Source organism: Chitinophaga sancti, assembly GCF_034087045.1.
GTDB classification, from domain to species: Bacteria; Bacteroidota; Bacteroidia; order Chitinophagales; family Chitinophagaceae; genus Chitinophaga; species Chitinophaga sancti_B.
This window is the reverse complement of record NZ_CP139247.1, coordinates 2410498-2427381: the sequence shown is the minus strand read 5'-3', so window position 1 is coordinate 2427381 and position 16884 is coordinate 2410498. Positions and strand designations below refer to the sequence as shown.

Annotated in this window: 11 protein-coding genes; 7 read left to right on the top strand and 4 right to left on the bottom strand. The window is 44.6% G+C overall.

All coding sequences use genetic code 11. From position 1 onward, the window contains the following. Positions 1–73 precede the first annotated feature (73 nt). Positions 74–1549, top strand: a complete 1476-nt coding sequence (locus SIO70_RS10270) for a hypothetical protein (protein ID WP_320580776.1) — start codon at positions 74–76, stop codon at positions 1547–1549. 174 nt (positions 1550–1723) lie between these two features. Beyond that, positions 1724–3220 carry a hypothetical protein gene (locus SIO70_RS10265; protein WP_320580775.1) on the top strand — a complete coding sequence of 499 codons (1497 nt, stop codon included), beginning with the start codon at positions 1724–1726 and terminating at the stop codon, positions 3218–3220. Here the strand turns inward: SIO70_RS10265 and SIO70_RS10260 are convergent. The 4 genes from SIO70_RS10260 to SIO70_RS10245 form a co-directional block, all read right to left on the bottom strand. Next, entirely contained in the window at positions 3217–5439 is a 2223-nt protein-coding gene (locus SIO70_RS10260; protein ID WP_320580774.1) for a family 78 glycoside hydrolase catalytic domain, read from the bottom strand. The genes SIO70_RS10265 and SIO70_RS10260 overlap by 4 nt on opposite strands. 64 nt (positions 5440–5503) lie before the next feature. Continuing rightward, the gene (locus SIO70_RS10255) at positions 5504–7105 is read right to left on the bottom strand and encodes an MFS transporter (protein WP_320580773.1); all 1602 of its coding nucleotides are present in this window, start codon (positions 7103–7105) and stop codon (positions 5504–5506) included. After that, a complete protein-coding gene (locus tag SIO70_RS10250; RefSeq protein ID WP_320580772.1) occupies positions 7102–8154 on the bottom strand; it encodes an HlyD family secretion protein in 1053 nt (350 codons plus the stop codon). Before SIO70_RS10250 ends, SIO70_RS10255 begins: the two co-directional genes overlap by 4 nt. A gap of 5 nt (positions 8155–8159) precedes the next feature. Then, positions 8160–9497: a TolC family protein gene (locus tag SIO70_RS10245; protein WP_320580771.1), complete on the bottom strand. Its 1338-nt coding sequence runs from the start codon at positions 9495–9497 to the stop codon at positions 8160–8162. Between the two features lie 84 nt (positions 9498–9581). Between SIO70_RS10245 and SIO70_RS10240 the strand changes: the two genes are divergently transcribed. The 5 genes from SIO70_RS10240 (at position 9582) to SIO70_RS10220 (ending at position 16843) form a co-directional block, all read left to right on the top strand. After that, on the top strand, positions 9582–10379 hold the full coding sequence (locus SIO70_RS10240) for an AraC family transcriptional regulator (protein ID WP_320580770.1): 798 nt from the start codon (positions 9582–9584) through the stop codon (positions 10377–10379). 94 nt (positions 10380–10473) lie between these two features. Next, on the top strand, positions 10474–11058 hold the full coding sequence (locus tag SIO70_RS10235; RefSeq protein WP_320580769.1) for a TetR/AcrR family transcriptional regulator: 585 nt from the start codon (positions 10474–10476) through the stop codon (positions 11056–11058). A gap of 67 nt (positions 11059–11125) precedes the next feature. Next, positions 11126–12277 (top strand): efflux RND transporter periplasmic adaptor subunit, encoded by a 1152-nt coding sequence (locus SIO70_RS10230; RefSeq protein ID WP_320580768.1) that lies wholly within the window; start codon positions 11126–11128, stop codon positions 12275–12277. A 21-nt stretch (positions 12278–12298) separates the two neighbouring features. After that, positions 12299–15439, top strand: coding sequence for an efflux RND transporter permease subunit (locus SIO70_RS10225; protein WP_320580767.1), 3141 nt, complete (start codon positions 12299–12301; stop codon positions 15437–15439). 3 nt (positions 15440–15442) lie between these two features. Continuing rightward, positions 15443–16843: an efflux transporter outer membrane subunit gene (locus SIO70_RS10220; RefSeq protein WP_320580766.1), complete on the top strand. Its 1401-nt coding sequence runs from the start codon at positions 15443–15445 to the stop codon at positions 16841–16843. Positions 16844–16884: the final 41 nt, after the last annotated feature.

The following is a 16884-nucleotide window of genomic DNA, read 5'->3' as shown; positions in this document are numbered from 1 at the left end:
AATCATCTACCCTCTTATAATCACGTTGAGCAACCGTTAAAATGCCCTGAACATTTAAAAAACACCTTGAATTATGGCTAAAGCTGATATGCTTGGCAGGCTTGTTAGTACACTTACCAAAGCGGAAAAAAGGTATTTCCGTTTATATTCATCCATGCAACAGGGGAACAAAGACTATGTCAATCTATTTGACCTGCTGGACAGACATTCTTTTTCCGGGCCTGCTGCAGCAAAAGTTGCCTTTCAGCAACAATATACTGGTAGTAGTTATGACGTATCAGGAAAGTACTTGTATAAGGTATTACTGGATTGTCTGCTTCACATGCGGCTACAGAGAGAACCACTGATAGCTGGTTTGCTGAAAGCAGAGATACTGGTAGAACGATCCTTATATGAAGATGCATTGAAGCAGTTACAAAAAACGACAGAACAGGCAGACAGGAAAGCACAATGGATATTATCACTATGGAGCCGGCAACAGGAAATGCAATTGCTGCAGTTATTGAATTTCCCTGAGATCAATGAAATTGAACTGAAAGAAAAACAGGCAGAGATTTCTACTACCATCAAACAGTTGGACAACTACCAGGAACAACAGGCGCTCTATGAACAACTACGTTATCAATGGCTCTACAGCGGACCAGCACGCACGCCTGCAGAAAGACAGGTATTAGATGAAATGGCTGCGCGGGAAGCGCTGGTGAATACAGATCAGAAATTACATCTGCTATTTCAGGCAAATTATTTTTTGATGGCGGGAGAGTTTACGACTGCGTTGCAATACTTTTATGAATCGGCGCCTTTGTATGAGGCACCGGGAGAACAGCTGATGGTGATAGAAGGAATTTTGTATAGTCTGCGGGCGGCAAGAAGATATAAAGAATTGTCACTGTTTTTGGATAAGGTATTACGATTCAAAGCTACTTCCGGTTATTTCAGTGTGATGGTTGTACGGTTGTTATTTATCTATTCACCAGCTATACACATTGATAGTGGAGAGTTTAACCACGCACTCACTTTACAACAGGAACTACTACCTTCCTTACATCTGCAATTACTCACCCTTGTACAACGTGCAGAAATTTATTTATCACGTGCACTGGTATATCTTGGTAATGGAGACATCAACAATGCGCACAATGTACTGGACCAGGTATTACAACAAAGCAGTTTGTACAGCACACTTCCCCTCTACCGCACTTTCCGGCTGGTACATCTGCTCATTCAATATGAACTGGGCAACTATGAATACATCAGGTACGAAACACGTGCCTTCAGGCGGTATCTGCGACCGGATAATAAACATGCGTTTTTGTTAGAACGGACGATGATCAAATTTCTCAGTGCAGGAGAGTTATCTCCTGTGATGGTACATAGAATTACATTATGGAAAAAGCTGCAGACAGTGTTTCAGCAGATCAGGCAGGATCCTTATGAAAAACACCAGCTACAGCTTTTTGATTTTTCGGCATGGACAGAATCGAGGATCCTGAGAAAGCCATTAAAGGAGATATTGAAAGAGAAATTTGAACGGGAGGCCGGCGGTTAACGCCAATGGCCTCTCACGCCCCCGGGCCGCAACTATTTAGCAGTAGAAAATGATAATCTGTTTCATAGTTTCAGTTTTACAGTTTTTTCATTATCTTTAGTTCAACCCCTTTTAACCACTCAGAATTTTAGTTTTCCTCAATATGCTCCATACCTGATAAACTATTCTAACAACATGACCACTATTGCGAAAAACTTGAACGCTTACGGTGCTTCCTCACCCTTCTTACAGTATGTATTCAAAAACAGTATTAACAGAAAATACATACTTGTAGCTTTTATTGCCGGGCTCATACAGCTCACCCTCTTTAAAATACTATATCCCTACCCGGATTTTATTTCAGATTCCTATAGTTATATAGATACGAATCTGTACAACATGAATGTGAATCTGTGGCCGATAGGATATTCTAAATTTATCGCTTTTATTCACCTGTTCTCATCATCGCATGTATTTCTCGTATATGTACAGTATATCATACTAATCGTTACATTTCTATACTTCTTCTTCTCAATACTGTATCTATATGGGTTACCCCGTCGATATGCACTCATATTGTATATCTTTTTGTTCTTCAACCCAATGTTTCTTGTACTGGCGAATTGCGTACTGAGCGATGCTATTTTTTGTTCCATCAGCCTTATCCTGTTTACACAGTACTTATGGATGTATTACAAGCCTACCCTCTCCAATATCGTTTTTCAGGCATTATTGATTGGGGCTGCATTTGTGATCCGATATACTGCGATATATTATCCTATAGTCAGTGTATTTGCGATTTTACTCGGAGGGTATAAATGGCCCATAAAACTGATAGGGATGGTATTGCCGTGGTTGTTGATTTTTCCATTCATCTGGTATACACAACAGGAGACAAAAAAGCTGACAGGTACAGCGGAGTTCTCCGTATTTGGAGGATGGCAGATCGCCAACAATGCATTGTACATGTACGGCAGCATTGACGTAGATAGTACCAAACTGCCTCCCGGTACGCTGGAACTGGATAGGGAAGCCCGGGCTTTCTGGAAAAAGACACCCCCTACTGCCGAAGATCTGGCAGAATTGCCCGGTACATTTTTCATCAAAGTACCTACCGCTATTTTAAAACCTTATTTAAGCAAACATGGCTGGGCTAACCTACCCGGCGCCCCGGGTGGATTCCAGGCATGGGGATCAGTTTCACCGATATATAATGCATATGGGAAATGGCTGATAAAACATTATCCGCTTGAATTTGCACGTCACTACATGTGGCTCAATGTGAAGAACTATTTCATTCCTCACCTTGAAAAATTTGGCTCTTATAATATTGGAATGCGTGAAGTATGGGATCCTGCCAAAATATGGTTTAATATGAAGAGTAACCAGATTACGCTGATCCCATCTATTCAATTCCAGGGGTATATCTTCTTCATTTTCCCGCTCTTCTTTATGGCATTAAATATCTTCTTTGCTGGCTGTGTTATCTTCTTTTTGACTAACAAAAAACTCAGACAGGCGAATAAACCCGTATTTATTGCCTTGCTGGCAGCACTAGCCTTCCTGATCATCAATTTTGGGTTCAGTGTATTTGCCACACCAGTAGTATTGCGCTATCAGATCGTACCCATGATCGTGTTGCTCACATTTGCACTGATACTAACAGAAAAGCAATTTGAACCACAGGATTAAAAATCATACGTCCCTGCTGCTACCTCCACACTTTCCTTACCGGGAATCATGATTGTGGCCCGGGTGCCGGCAGGGATTTCCACATGCATGGTGAATTTGCCATTGGTTATTTTCCAGTTGGAAACGATCCTTCCATAAGGACAGGTATAACCTGCATTTACCCATTCCAGACCTCCGCCAGGCTGAGGATGAATTGTGATCTTTTCATATCCCGGACTCGCGGCATCAATGCCTGCCACTACCCTGTATAACCACTCTCCAACCGCGCCGTATGAATAGTGATTGAAGGAGGTCGCCTGTATGGTACTATCCGGTTTGATGGCATTCCATTTTTCCCAGATAGTAGTGGCTCCCATCTTCAAAGGATACAACCAGGAAGGATAAGTCTCCTGATTCAATACCTTGTAAGCAATCGCTGTATAGCCATTTTCACTCAGGGCATGCAACAGGTAAGGTGTACCCAGAAAGCCGGTGGCTAAGTGATCATTGTTGTTCCTGACGAGTGTAGCCAGTCTATCTGCAGCATTCTTTTTCATACAATCGGGCAGCATGTCAAACTGCAATGCCAGGATGTAGGCCGTTTGCGTATTTGTAATGGCTACGCCTTCGGGAGAGATGTAGTGCTTTAAAAAAGCAGATTTGATATTTTGTAGTAAAGGAGAATACTTTTCCACATCTGCTGTTTTACCTAAAACTTTAGCAGTATTGATCAATAACTGGGTAGAATTGGCCCAGTAACACTGATCAATATAAGGTAACGAGGTAGAATCACCGGGAGCCAGCCAGTCACCATACCCATTCGCCGTCCAGAGACCGTCTTTGCTCACGCTGTTAATATAATCAACCCAGGCCTTCATACTGGTGTATTGCCTGTTTAAAACAGCTGTATCTCCATATACCCAATACAATGTCCAGGGAATGATAGCAGCTGCATCGGCCCAACCAGCAGCACCGGCACGGGGATCTTTACGAAGCTTTTCATACACATCCGGAATTATACTGGGAACAGCTCCATTCACCGCCTGATCGGCCTCCAAATCCTGCAACCATTTACTAAAAAAAGCATCGACATGAAAGAGATAACTGGCGGTTCTGCAAAAAACCTGTGCATCGCCAGTCCAGCCCAGGCGCTCACTACGCTGTGGGCAATCGGTAGGAATGTCCAGAGAGTTCCCTTTAAAACTCCAGGTAATATTGTGACATAACTGGTTCAGCATAGGGTTAGAACAGGAAAAGGTACCAGCTGGTGCAAGGTCTGAATATAATGCAACTGCCGTAAAATCGTTTGCATTCACCTTACAGCCTTCTACCTTTACATATCGGAACCCATGCCAGGTAAAGTGAGGCTGAAAGGTGCCCTTCCCTTTTCCAGGCAGAATATAGGTATCAGTTGCTTTGGCTTCTCTCAAATTACCAGTATAGAAATTTCCCTCTTTATCCAGCATTTCTGCATGATATAATCGAATCGTATCACCACCTTTACCTTCAAGTTGACAGCGAACCCAACCAGCCATATTTTGTCCAAAATCTAAGACCTGTTCTCCTTTAGGTGTAGTCCATACTTTAATGGGGTGAAAATTCTCCTTTTCTCTTACCGGAGGAGTATTGTCTGCTACCAATATATCTTTCCGGAAGTCAGCAATTGCCACAGGTCCTGGCTGACGCAGCTGAATACGGGCATCATACAATTCACCATCATATAAACTGGAATAACGAATAGGGCCCGTGGTGCACTGCCAGCTACTGTCTGACAAAACAGACCGATGGCTGCCATCATTATAGGTAAGATCCAGCTGAAAAAGCAGACCTGCATCATTGCCATAAATATCATGTGCCAGATTACCTCCAAAAACACCTCTATACCAGCCTTCACCTATGGTCACAGCGATCGCATTACGTCCTTTTTTCAAAAGCGCCTTCACATCGTATTGCTGGTATTGTAATCTTCTGTTATAACTGGTAAAACCTGGGGTGAAGTAAGCATCCCCGACTCTCTGTGTATTGATATTTGCCTCATACAGGCCATGTGCAGTTATGTACAAGGTTGCGGAGCGCAATCCTTTCTGTACATCGATCGTTTTGGTATATACCGGGCAGGGCCGGAGCAATGTATCTTCCTTAAAACCAGGGACAATCCATTTTGCAGATTGAAAAATGGATTGTCCCGATACAGCCGTTGCGGTCAGCAAAAACAGGCAGAATAAAAGTTTCTTGATCATATTGGGGATAATCGTCGACTTTGGGGGTCGGGTACTCTTTAAAAACCCGAATTTAACGAAAATGTTAATAAGCCGCCGGCGCCGGTTGGTTCCTCCTCAAATCTATCACCGTCTTATTCAAATATGGAATCCACGCTATCAACAATATCACCCCAATGATCATTATACTGATCAGATAATAATAATCCATCGAAAACCTGATCTGCGCCTGTATATCTGCAGAACGATACAACATCCCTGTTGCAGCTTTCGTGGCCCTGTCCGCAGGCAATCCCTTCGCCATTAAACCTGCTCTATACACACCCAATTTGGCATTCACCAAAGGATCCAATGTAGTCAACTTATCCAGAAAACGGTTATAATGCCTGCTCTTATCATACAACTGGAAATAATTGACCAGCGCAATACTGCTACAAAAACCAGCAAAACGGAAAAATACCCCCGTAGCCGAAGCCGTACTACCCAGATGCGCCGGTACTGAAGAAATACAAAAGATAATCAACGGCGCCATCAGCATACCCGCCCCCATCCCCTGCGTGATCAATGGCACAATGAAAGTCTCCGTATCCGCCATCGTGGCAAACAGGAAATTCATCCACAAATGAAACACCAGCAATAAACTAAACCCAATCAACCAGATCCATCTCATCTTCACATTCGTGGTAATCATACGTGAACTCACTAATACGCCCAATACAATCCCCGCTACATTCGCCATCAGGATATAAGACAGATGTGTTGGATCCATACCCAATACCCCCGTAAAGTAGTTATTCGTAATATTCAATGCCCCTCTACAGATGTACAACACGAAGATCAACACCATCCCCACCACATAGTTCCTGTTCTTAAACACATCCAGACTAAGGTAGGGCCGTTTCAAATATTTCTGCCTGATCACATGCAACACACCCAATACCACTACACCAATAGCCGCCAGCAATATCCTGCTATCACTAAACCAGTAATACTGCTGCCCATACAATAGTACATATCCTAATAAACTCAGTCCCGTAGTATATATCACAAAACTCGCCCAATCCAGCTGATACAGCGGGAACCGCTTATTCAACCGCACCGGGTTCATCATCACAAACAACAACAAGGTGCCAGGTATATAAGTAAAGATCATCCACTTGTACAGTACATTGTAATCAAACGCATCTAATAACGGCGCTGTAACCAGTGCACTGACTGCTGTAATACACAACAGGTTCATGTAAAAAAGTGAATACCCGATCTCTCTTTGGCGGTTGCTCCGCAGCCGGCTAAAGATTAATGTAATACATACAGATGATGAAATACAGTTCGCCATGCCCTGTATAAAACGCAGACTCAGTAAGATATAAAGGTTATGCGTTTTATAACATCCATAAGAAGTAAGGATCTGTATCACCGCTCCCATCAACAGGTACTCTTTCGTTGCAATGTATTGAAAGAATCGCCTTTCCAGTGCAAAGAACCCTGCCAGTGAAGCATAGAACAATACCATGGAATACTGCACATCCGGCGGCTCTATGCCATAATAACCCGCAGAACCGGGGCCACTGGATACAGAGATACCGAACATCAGCAGGTTGGGTAACAGGTTCAGAAATATCACAAACCTGATAAACCATTCCGAAGCCGTAGCCCAGGGTTTGAATATCGTCAGTTTTTTTGTCATTGTGCTTTTGCAATCTTCACAGTTGCATTCATACCTGCGCGAAGTAATAAATCAGCATCTGCTTTGTCAGTCAATTTGATGCGTACTGGTATACGTTGTACGATCTTCACAAAGTTACCCGTTGAGTTATCCGGAGGTAACAATGAAAATCTGGAACCAGTAGCAGGAGATAAAGATGCTACCTGGCCATTAAATATCTTTCCGGGGTAAGCATCTATCTCAATTTTTGCCTCCTGTCCTATGTGCATGTGGCGCACCTGTGTTTCCTTGAAGTTGGCCACTATCCATTTACCGGCAGTCTGGTTCACGATGAATGCCAGTGTTTGCCCGGCCTGTACCAGCTGGCCTTCTTCGATGGTACGGCGGCCCATTTTGCCATCATATGGGGCTTTAATGACGGTGTAGGATATATCCAGTGTATTTCTGCCCAACATGGCTTCTCTGCGCTCTATTTCGGCCAGCAACGCCTGCTTCTGTGCTTTGATATCACCTACTTTCGATTCAGACGCTGCATAGTTGTTCAGCGCTGCCTGGTAATCAGCTTTCGCTACATCCAGTGCAGTCTGTACATTCTCCAATTGTTGTTTGGTCGCTGATTCCACATCGTACAGTTTCTGATATCGGTCCATTTCCTGCTGTTGCTTCCACAATTTTGCCTTCGCTGCCGCAATTTGAGCCTGTGTTACCGTTGCTGTTTTCGCTGTTGTAGAGATACTTGATTCCATTACCTGGATCTGTGCCTTTGCATTCAGCAGTGCAGCATTCGCTTCCTGCTGCTGTAATTTATATTCACTGTCGTCAATCAGGAGCAGGGTATCCCCTTTCTTCACATCCTGGTTTTCTTCGTAGTTAATCTTTGTTACATATCCCACTACCCGGTTTGTGATAGGGTTAATGTATTCTTCCACCTGGGCATCATTCGTCTCTTCGAATTTATATAAGGTCATGAGCGTGATGATGCCCCATATCGCCAATCCCACTAATATTAAACCGGCTACCCATCCGGTGATAGTGGTTATCACCTTATCGGTCTTTGCATAATTTGCCATAATAATTATAGATTGCCTATTACTTTTTGTAATTGATAGTATTGTACGCGTGCTGCGATCTTTGCTGAAACGAGGTCAAAACGGGTCTGGAGCATTTGTGTGTTTGCATCCAGCAGGTCGGTCACGAGGGATAACTGGTTAAAATAAGTGTTGTTTACAATCCGTGCGTTCTCTGTTGCCTGTTTGATATTGGTCTCTGCCACATCTATTCTCGTCAGTGCCTCCTTATAACGGAGGTAAGCTTCCTTTACCTGTTGTCTGATTACATCTCCGGTTTCTTCGTGCGCTACTTCTTCTCTTTTTAATTCAAGAACAGCGGCCTTTTCTTTGTGCTTGTTATGATAGAAGGAGGAAATAGGAAAGCTTGCTTTTACACCATACATTCCTAATCCATAAGCCGCATCTGCGTAAGGGTAGAACATGATCTGCGGATACGAAAAATTGTATTCTGCAAACAGTCCTACCTTTGGCGAGACGTTTGCCTTTACACGCTTCAACGATAGCTTTTTCAGTTCTGATTCTCCTGCTGAAATCTTCAGTTGGAAAGCATGTGTACCTGCTATATTCAGGTATTCTTCATAAGACCCCGGTATTGCATTGCCATCAGTAAGCATACTATCTGCATCTATCCGCTCATTTTCATCATCTCCAATCAGGATAGCCAACCGCTGACGGGCAATTGCAATATCATTATCTATCTGCACCATCCCCATCTGTTGCCGGGATAATCTCAATTGTGCTCTCAGCACATCGCTCTTTAGTACAACACCATTCTTCTGTAGTTCCTGGATGTGGGCCAACTGTTTCTGCTGGTCTTCTATATCCTTTGCTATTAATTCTTTGAACCGGCAGCTGCGCACCAGATCCAGGTAACATACCGCTGCGCTGAACTTTACTTCAGACAGCGTCAGATTCTCTTGTTCTTTCGTTATAGCATGTTCCGTTTGTCCTTTCTGAATTTCAAGGTTGGTCTTATTTCCATTATATATATTGAAATAAGCATCCCCCCCAACCTTGTAGTAGTTGTGTAACACTGGATATTGCGTAGGTGTATGAAAAAATCCATCTTCATACATAGGCATATTTGTTACCCTTGCATAAGCGCCACTCACATCCATCTCCGGCAGCCTTTCTGCCTTTGCATCTTTCAGAGATTCTTCACTGGTTTGTACACGGATATGCGCCATCTGAACCTTTTTGTTGTGCTGTGCGGCTTTATCCCATACTTGTTCAAGTGTTAAATGAATTGGGGCTGTAGTATCGGAAGGTTTTTGTGCTACTGCACACATCGAAAAAATTAAAACAGGCAGTAATGCACATACCCTTTTGGTATTCGGTTGCATAATCATTATTCTGCATGCAAAGTTAGGATTATGGGGAATGAGCCATTTTATCTAAATTGCCAATTATTTATCCAAACGCGCCACATGTTCCTCGAAGAGTATTTAGCCGATATTGATACTATTCCCGATTCTGTATTTGTCATGATTGATAAGGTTGAGCGTAAATGGCCGATGCATGCTCATCATAAAGGACAGCTCACCTACGTGGAAGGCGGCATCGCCTATTGTAACCTGCCGGACAGATCATTTGTCATACCCGCCCGCCATTATATATGGATACCCAAACACCAGGAACACTATATCCAGGTCCGGCACTCCAGGTTCACGGCTACCCGTAACATCTATTTTTATAATTCAGATGACCAGCAATCCCCTTTTTATAATAAAATGGGCATTTATCCTGTAAATGAGCTGTTGTTGCAGATGATCAATTATACCACCCGCTGGAAAGGACATATCCGACCTGGCGACCCAGGCTTCCGGTTTCTGGCATCGCTGAAGGATATATTGCCGGAAGTAAGTACGACTACCCTGCCTGTGGCCCTGCCTACTACTACACATGAACGACTGGCCCCCATACTTCAATTTATCAGCCGCCATTTTGATCAGGAGATCACCCTCGAGTCTCTCAGTAATGAATTTGATATCAGCCCCCGGACCCTTTCCCGTTTATTTACGAACATACTCGATATGTCCTTTGTTCAATACCTGAAAATGCTCCGGGTTGTGAAAGGGATAGAGATGATCTTGCAGACAAACCAGACCCTGAGCGAGATCGCATATCAAACAGGATATAGTAATATCGCCGCCTTCAGCAAGGTATTCTACCAGATTACCAACAAAAGACCCAGTACCTTTCAACAGGAAGTGATGTCCGTATAAATTTCCGATTACATCTCAGAAAATCGCCAATTTGGCGTAATGTCTCAAATCGAAGCACCCCTCTCCTTACTTTTGTTTAACAATTTTGTTAAACATGGCGTCCAAAGATAAAAAAACAGAGCAGCACATCATTGATACTGCTATGCATGTCTTCTTCACAGAAGGCCGTCTGCACGCCACTACACAGGATATTGCCGATACAGCGAGGGTAAACCGGACCCTGATACATTATTATTTCAAGTCACGTGACCAGCTGTTTGACACCGTATTTGAAAGAGCCAGACTGGAATCCATCAGGGAAACCCAGTCTGTACTATGTACTGCACTGCCCTTCCGGAATAAGATAGAGCAATTCGTAGAGATATTACTGCTACGCCTGCAGACCTATCCTTTCCTGGAAATATCCATGACTGCCTCTATCCAGGAAGGTATTTATCTGAAAGATAAACCGGAAGTGTTCATGCAGCAGTTCATTACCGAAGTACAACAGGAAATGGATAAAGGCACCATTCAGCGCTCCAACCCGGTACATTTTATTATGAATCTCTTTTCGCTTGTCGTCTATCCATTTATTGTAAAACCCCTTAATCAGCATTTGTTTGGACTGAATGAACAGGAATATGAAAATATTGTTAAAGAAAGGAAGACTGTGATACTGAACACACTCTTTAACAACTAATCCGCAAGCTATATACCCCTGTGATCAGCTGAACTTTTTTTTGTCATGTACAAAATTATATATTTATATGTCGAAGATGTATTTACCGGTCGCCGGCGCAGCACTTCTACTGCTGTCCTGTGGCAATAATAAAAAAGGGACTCCGAACCCGGCCGACGCGGCAAAGGACTATGCTGTCATTTCGTTAGCCCCTATCAAGGCCACGATACACTATGACTTTCCTGCTACCATCCAGGGGCAACAGGTCATAGAAATCCGCCCCAAAGTAGATGGGTATGTGAAAGAGATCTATGTCAATGAAGGCGCCAATGTGAAGAAAGGCCAACTGTTGTTTACTATTAGCAACCCTGAGTATGAACAAGCAGTTATAACTGCAAGAGCTTCCATCAAAAGCGCTGTTGCAGATGTGAATGCAGCACAGATGGATGTAAATAAAGTACGTCCGCTGGTAGAGAAAGATATCGTGAGTAAGTACCAACTGGAATCTGCACAGTATACACTGCAATCCAAACAGGCCTCACTGGCACAGGCACAGGCCACATTGGCCAACGCTGAAACCAATGTGGGCTACACCATTATCAAAGCGCCTGCTGATGGTGTAATCGGTACCATCCCTTACAAGATCGGCGCCCTGGTAAGCAGCACCAGCACCGAAGCACTGACTACCCTTTCTAATATAAGTAATGTATACGCCTACTTTTCCCTGAACGAAAAGCAACTGCTTGATTTCTCCGAGATGGTCCCGGGTAATACGCTGGAAGAAAAAGTGAAACAGCTGCCTGCAGTAACACTGGTACTGGCCAATGGTAGTGAATATTCACTGAAAGGTAAAGTAGAAACAGCCAGTGGCCTCATTGCTACTACTACCGGTACCGTTCAGTTCAAAGCTACTTTCCCCAATCCATTGGGCATCATTAAAAGCGGTGCCAGTGCCATTCTAAGGATCCCAAGGTCTGAAGACTCTGCACTTGTGATTCCACAAGGCGCTACTTACGAACTGCAGGACAAACGCTTTACTTACATCGTGACCAAAGATAATTATGCAATAAGTAAGCCCATCACCACAACCGCCAATGACAACGGGCAGTTCTTCATTGTAAAAAGTGGCCTGAAAGCCGGTGACCAAATAGTGATCGAAGGCGCCAGCAACCTGCGCGACAGCACGCTGATCAAACCCCGCATAGTAAATGCCGACAGCCTCTACCAGAAGATTGACTAGCCTATTATTAAAAAAGGAATTATGCTAAAGACATTTATAGAACGTCCTGTACTCAGTACCGTGATCTCGGTGATCATTGTCATATTGGGTATCCTGGGACTCGTATCGCTTCCGATAGCGCAATACCCGGATATCGCTCCTCCTACAGTACAGGTGTCCGCCAGTTATACGGGAGCTAATGCCGACGTGGTATTGAATAGTGTGATCGTGCCGCTGGAAGAACAGATCAATGGTGTGGAAGGGATGACTTACATGACCTCCACTGCTACCAACGATGGTAGCGCCACCATCAACGTATATTTTAAAGTGGGAAGGGACGCCGACCAGGCAGCTGTAGACGTGCAAAACCGCGTATCTACCGCTTCCAGCCTCCTGCCAGCTGAAGTAACACAGGCAGGCGTAACAGTGAAAAAGCAACAGAGTAGTAATCTGCTCATCTCCGCTTTTTATAGCGAGAACCCTGCTTATGACCAGACTTTCCTGCAAAACTATGTAGAAATTAACCTGATCCCTGCCCTGAAAAGGGTGAACGGGGTAGGTAATGCAAGCGCCTTCGGTAGCATGAACTACTCCATGCGTATCTGGCTGAAACCTGATGTCATGTCCGTTTACGGACTTACGCCTGCTGATGTAACCGATGCGATGAGTGACCAGAACATAGAAGCCGCGCCTGGTAAATTTGGTGAACAGGGTAATCAAAGCTTTCAGTACGTAATCCGCTATTCCGGCAAACTGAAAAGCATCGATGAATTTGGGAATATTATTATCAAGTCGACCGGCAACGGACAATTTCTACGCCTCAAAGATATTGCTCGCATTGAACTGGGTGCCCAGTCTTACAGCAGTATGGCTACTGTGAACGGCTATCCTGCTACCAACGTATCTGTTAGCCAAACGGCAGGTTCCAATGCAAGCCAGGTTATTAATGATTGTAAAGCAGTGATTGCTGAAGCGGAAAAGAATTTCCCGAAAGGAATACATACTACCAACCTGGTAGATATCAATAAATTCCTGGATGCCAGTATCGAGAAGGTAATTCATACCCTGATCGAAGCATTTGTGCTGGTATTCATTGTGGTATTCATCTTCCTGCAGGACTTCAGGTCTACCCTCATTCCTGCGATTTCCGTACCAGTGGCGATTATTGGTACCTTCTTCTTCCTAAATCTGTTTGGGTTCAGTATCAATCTGCTGACCCTCTTCGCATTGGTACTGGCCATTGGTATCGTGGTGGATGATGCGATCGTCGTCGTCGAGGCCGTACACGCCAAACTGGATACGGGATATAAATCTGCCAGGAAGGCCTCTATTGATGCGATGAGTGAAATCTCCGGCGCGATCGTTTCCATTACCCTTGTAATGTCAGCGGTATTCGTACCTGTTACTTTCATCAGTGGTTCTTCGGGTGTGTTCTATAAGCAATTTGGCATTACCCTCGCTATTGCCATCATACTTTCCGCTATCAACGCATTGACGCTCAGCCCTGCACTGGCAGCCCTTTTTCTGAAACCACATTCAGAAGAACACAAGAAAAAGAATGTATTACAACGGTTTTATACTTCATTCAATACCGCTTTTGATACTGTTACTACTAAATATACGCGCTCTGTTACCTTCCTTTCAAAGAAACTGTGGCTGGTGTTATTAGGTGTTGCAGCATTTGGCGGTGGGCTTTATTACCTGATGACTTCCACTTCCAGCAGCTTTGTGCCGGATGAGGACATGGGTACCATATTCGTAAACATTAGTATGCCACCCGCTACCAGTATGGAGCGTACCACTGTTATCGCCAATGAACTGGATAGCATCTGCCATACTATTCCGGCGGTGAACAATACCCTTCGTATGGCAGGTCAGAACCTGCTGGCAGGTAGCGGTAGTTCATATGGTATGATCATCCTGGAACTAAAAAAATGGAGTGATCGTACGATGAGCAATAACGATGTAATTGGCGCCCTGATGCAAAAAACAGCTCATATCAGGGAAGCGCAGATTATGCCGATGTCACTGCCTACCATTACTGGTTTCGGTATTGCTGGTGGTTTCTCCTTCCAGCTGCAGGATAAAGGTGGACATTCGACCGCTGAGTTCTATAAAGTAGCACAGGATTTCCTGGCACAACTGAGCAAACGCCCTGAAATCCAGTATGCTTCTACCACCTTCAACCCGAACTTTCCTCAATACCTGATGGAAGTAAATGTGGCTAAAGTGAAAGAAGCAGGTCTGACTGTGAACAATGTGATGAATGCGATGCAGGTTTATTATGGTGGTTATTATGCTTCCAACTTCAACCTGTATGGTAAACAATACCGCGTAATGATACAGGCAGATACCGCCTACAGGGCGAATATTGAGGGATTGAACAAGATATATGTACGGACCTCTGATGCCAAAATGGCGCCGATCAGTGAGTTTGTTACCCTTACCAGGGCATATGGTCCGGAAAGTATAGCACGCTTCAACCTGTTCACCGCCATGGCAGTAAATGGTGCTCCAAATGCAGGTTATAGCTCCGGTCAGGCATTAAAAGCGATCCAGGAAGTGGCTGCAGAGAAACTGCCACCGGGCTATGGATATGAGTTTTCCGGTATCAGCCGTGAAGAACAATCCAGTGGTTCCCAGTCGACATATGTGTTCATCCTCTGCCTGGTATTCGTATACTTCCTGCTGAGTGCTCAGTATGAAAGTTACCTGCTGCCATTCGCAGTTCTGTTGTCACTGCCGTTTGGGCTTACAGGGACCTTCCTCTTTGCCCGCATCTTTGGTATTGACAATAATATCTATCTCCAGATTTCCCTGATCATGCTGATAGGTCTACTGTCTAAAAACGCCATCCTGATCGTAGAGTATGCGGTGGAAAGACGACGACACGGTATGACTATGCTGGATTCGGCGGTAGAAGGTGCGAAAGCCCGTTTCCGACCCATCCTCATGACATCTTTTGCCTTCATCTTTGGTCTGATGCCACTGATGTTCGCTACCGGCGCCGGTGCGAATGGTAACCGCTCTATTGGTACAGCGGCAGTAGGCGGGATGCTCTTTGGTACCGTGATAGGCGTATTCATGATCCCTGTATTATTCATCATCTTCCAGACCTTACAGGAAAAAGTAAGTACCAAAAAGCATGAAGAAGAAGATGAGGATACTACAATAAAAGCGTAACACATGAAATCCAATAATAAACAACAAGCACTGTTGGTCATATTGACTGCTGCGACCTTTGCTGTTTCGTGCAGAGTTACCAAACCTTACAAACAACCGGAGAATGTGGCAGACAGTAAGTTGTACCGCGACAGTACGACTACCGATAGTACGACCATGGCCGATCTTCCATGGACGCAATTATTCACAGATCCACATTTACAGGCCCTCATCAAAGAAGGCATAGAAAATAACCTGGACCTGAAGGTTGCCAATGCCCGTATGAATGCGGCAGCGGCCAATCTTCGCCAGAGCAAACAAGCTTTTCTGCCTACAGCGGAAGCTACTGCTTCTGTAACCCAGCAAAAGGTGGCTATCTCTCAGGGTGGTAGCTTTATCACTTACAACCGTACCTACCAGCTCTCCGCTACCGCCAGCTGGGAAGCTGATATATGGGGAAAACTGCGTAGTACAAAGCGCGCTTACATGGCCGCCTTTCTGCAAAGTGAAGCATACCGAAGGGCCGTACTGACCCAGCTAATCGCCAATATTGCCACCAATTACTATGCATTGCTGGCATATGACGAACAACTGAAGCTCACCCGCCAGACCATAGAAAATCGCAAAGCCGATGTGGAAACCATGAAGACGCTGAAAGAAAGTGATGTGGTAACCGGGGCCGACGTGGTACAGAGTGAAGCCAACCGCTACTCTGCCGAAGTGACTATTCCGGATCTGTTGCAAAACATCCGCGAAACAGAAAACACCATCAGCTTATACCTGGGCCGCCCTTCCAGCGCCATCGAAAGAGGTACCCTGGCAGATCAATCTGTGAATGCAGACCTGAAAACAGGGGTACCAGCACAGTTACTGGCCAATCGTCCGGATGTACAACAGGCTGAATACCAGCTTCGTTATTACTATGAACTGACCAATGTAGCCAGAACCTACTTCTACCCAAGCCTGTCTATTACGGCAACTGGTGGTTTGAATAGTACTACCCTGAATAGCTTTTTCGATGCCTCTCACTTTTTCGGCAGCATCGTAGGAAGTCTGACCCAGCCTATTTTCCAGCAGGGTCAGAACAAGCAACGGTTACGGGTAGCGGAAGCCAACCAGGAAGAGTATATGGCTACCTACAAATCTACCCTGCTCACCGCTGGCCAGGAAGTCACCAACGCCCTGTTTGACTACAATGCCGCCGTAGATAAGGCTGCCATCAGAAATAAGCAGATCGCTTACCTGCAAAAGTCAGTAGACTATACAAAAGAACTGCTGAAATATACATCCAATACCAACTATACGGATGTACTCACGTCAGAACAAAGCCTGCTCACCGCCCAGCTGAACAGTATCAGCGACAAACTACAACAGCTGCAAGCCGTTGTAACACTGTACCGAAGCCTTGGTGGAGGATGGAAATAATCAAAGAAAGAGGTCCGCAATAGTGGACCTCTTTCTTTTTA

Coding starts and splice junctions, on each gene's coding strand:
- SIO70_RS10250 (WP_320580772.1), bottom strand. CDS start 8,154: ATGGCAAATTATGCAAAGACCGATAAGGTGATAACCACTATCACCGGA.
- SIO70_RS10220 (WP_320580766.1), top strand. CDS start 15,443: ATGAAATCCAATAATAAACAACAAGCACTGTTGGTCATATTGACTGCT.
- SIO70_RS10270 (WP_320580776.1), top strand. CDS start 74: ATGGCTAAAGCTGATATGCTTGGCAGGCTTGTTAGTACACTTACCAAA.
- SIO70_RS10235 (WP_320580769.1), top strand. CDS start 10,474: ATGGCGTCCAAAGATAAAAAAACAGAGCAGCACATCATTGATACTGCT.
- SIO70_RS10245 (WP_320580771.1), bottom strand. CDS start 9,497: ATGCAACCGAATACCAAAAGGGTATGTGCATTACTGCCTGTTTTAATT.
- SIO70_RS10265 (WP_320580775.1), top strand. CDS start 1,724: ATGACCACTATTGCGAAAAACTTGAACGCTTACGGTGCTTCCTCACCC.
- SIO70_RS10240 (WP_320580770.1), top strand. CDS start 9,582: ATGTTCCTCGAAGAGTATTTAGCCGATATTGATACTATTCCCGATTCT.
- SIO70_RS10230 (WP_320580768.1), top strand. CDS start 11,126: ATGTCGAAGATGTATTTACCGGTCGCCGGCGCAGCACTTCTACTGCTG.
- SIO70_RS10255 (WP_320580773.1), bottom strand. CDS start 7,105: ATGACAAAAAAACTGACGATATTCAAACCCTGGGCTACGGCTTCGGAA.
- SIO70_RS10260 (WP_320580774.1), bottom strand. CDS start 5,439: ATGATCAAGAAACTTTTATTCTGCCTGTTTTTGCTGACCGCAACGGCT.
- SIO70_RS10225 (WP_320580767.1), top strand. CDS start 12,299: ATGCTAAAGACATTTATAGAACGTCCTGTACTCAGTACCGTGATCTCG.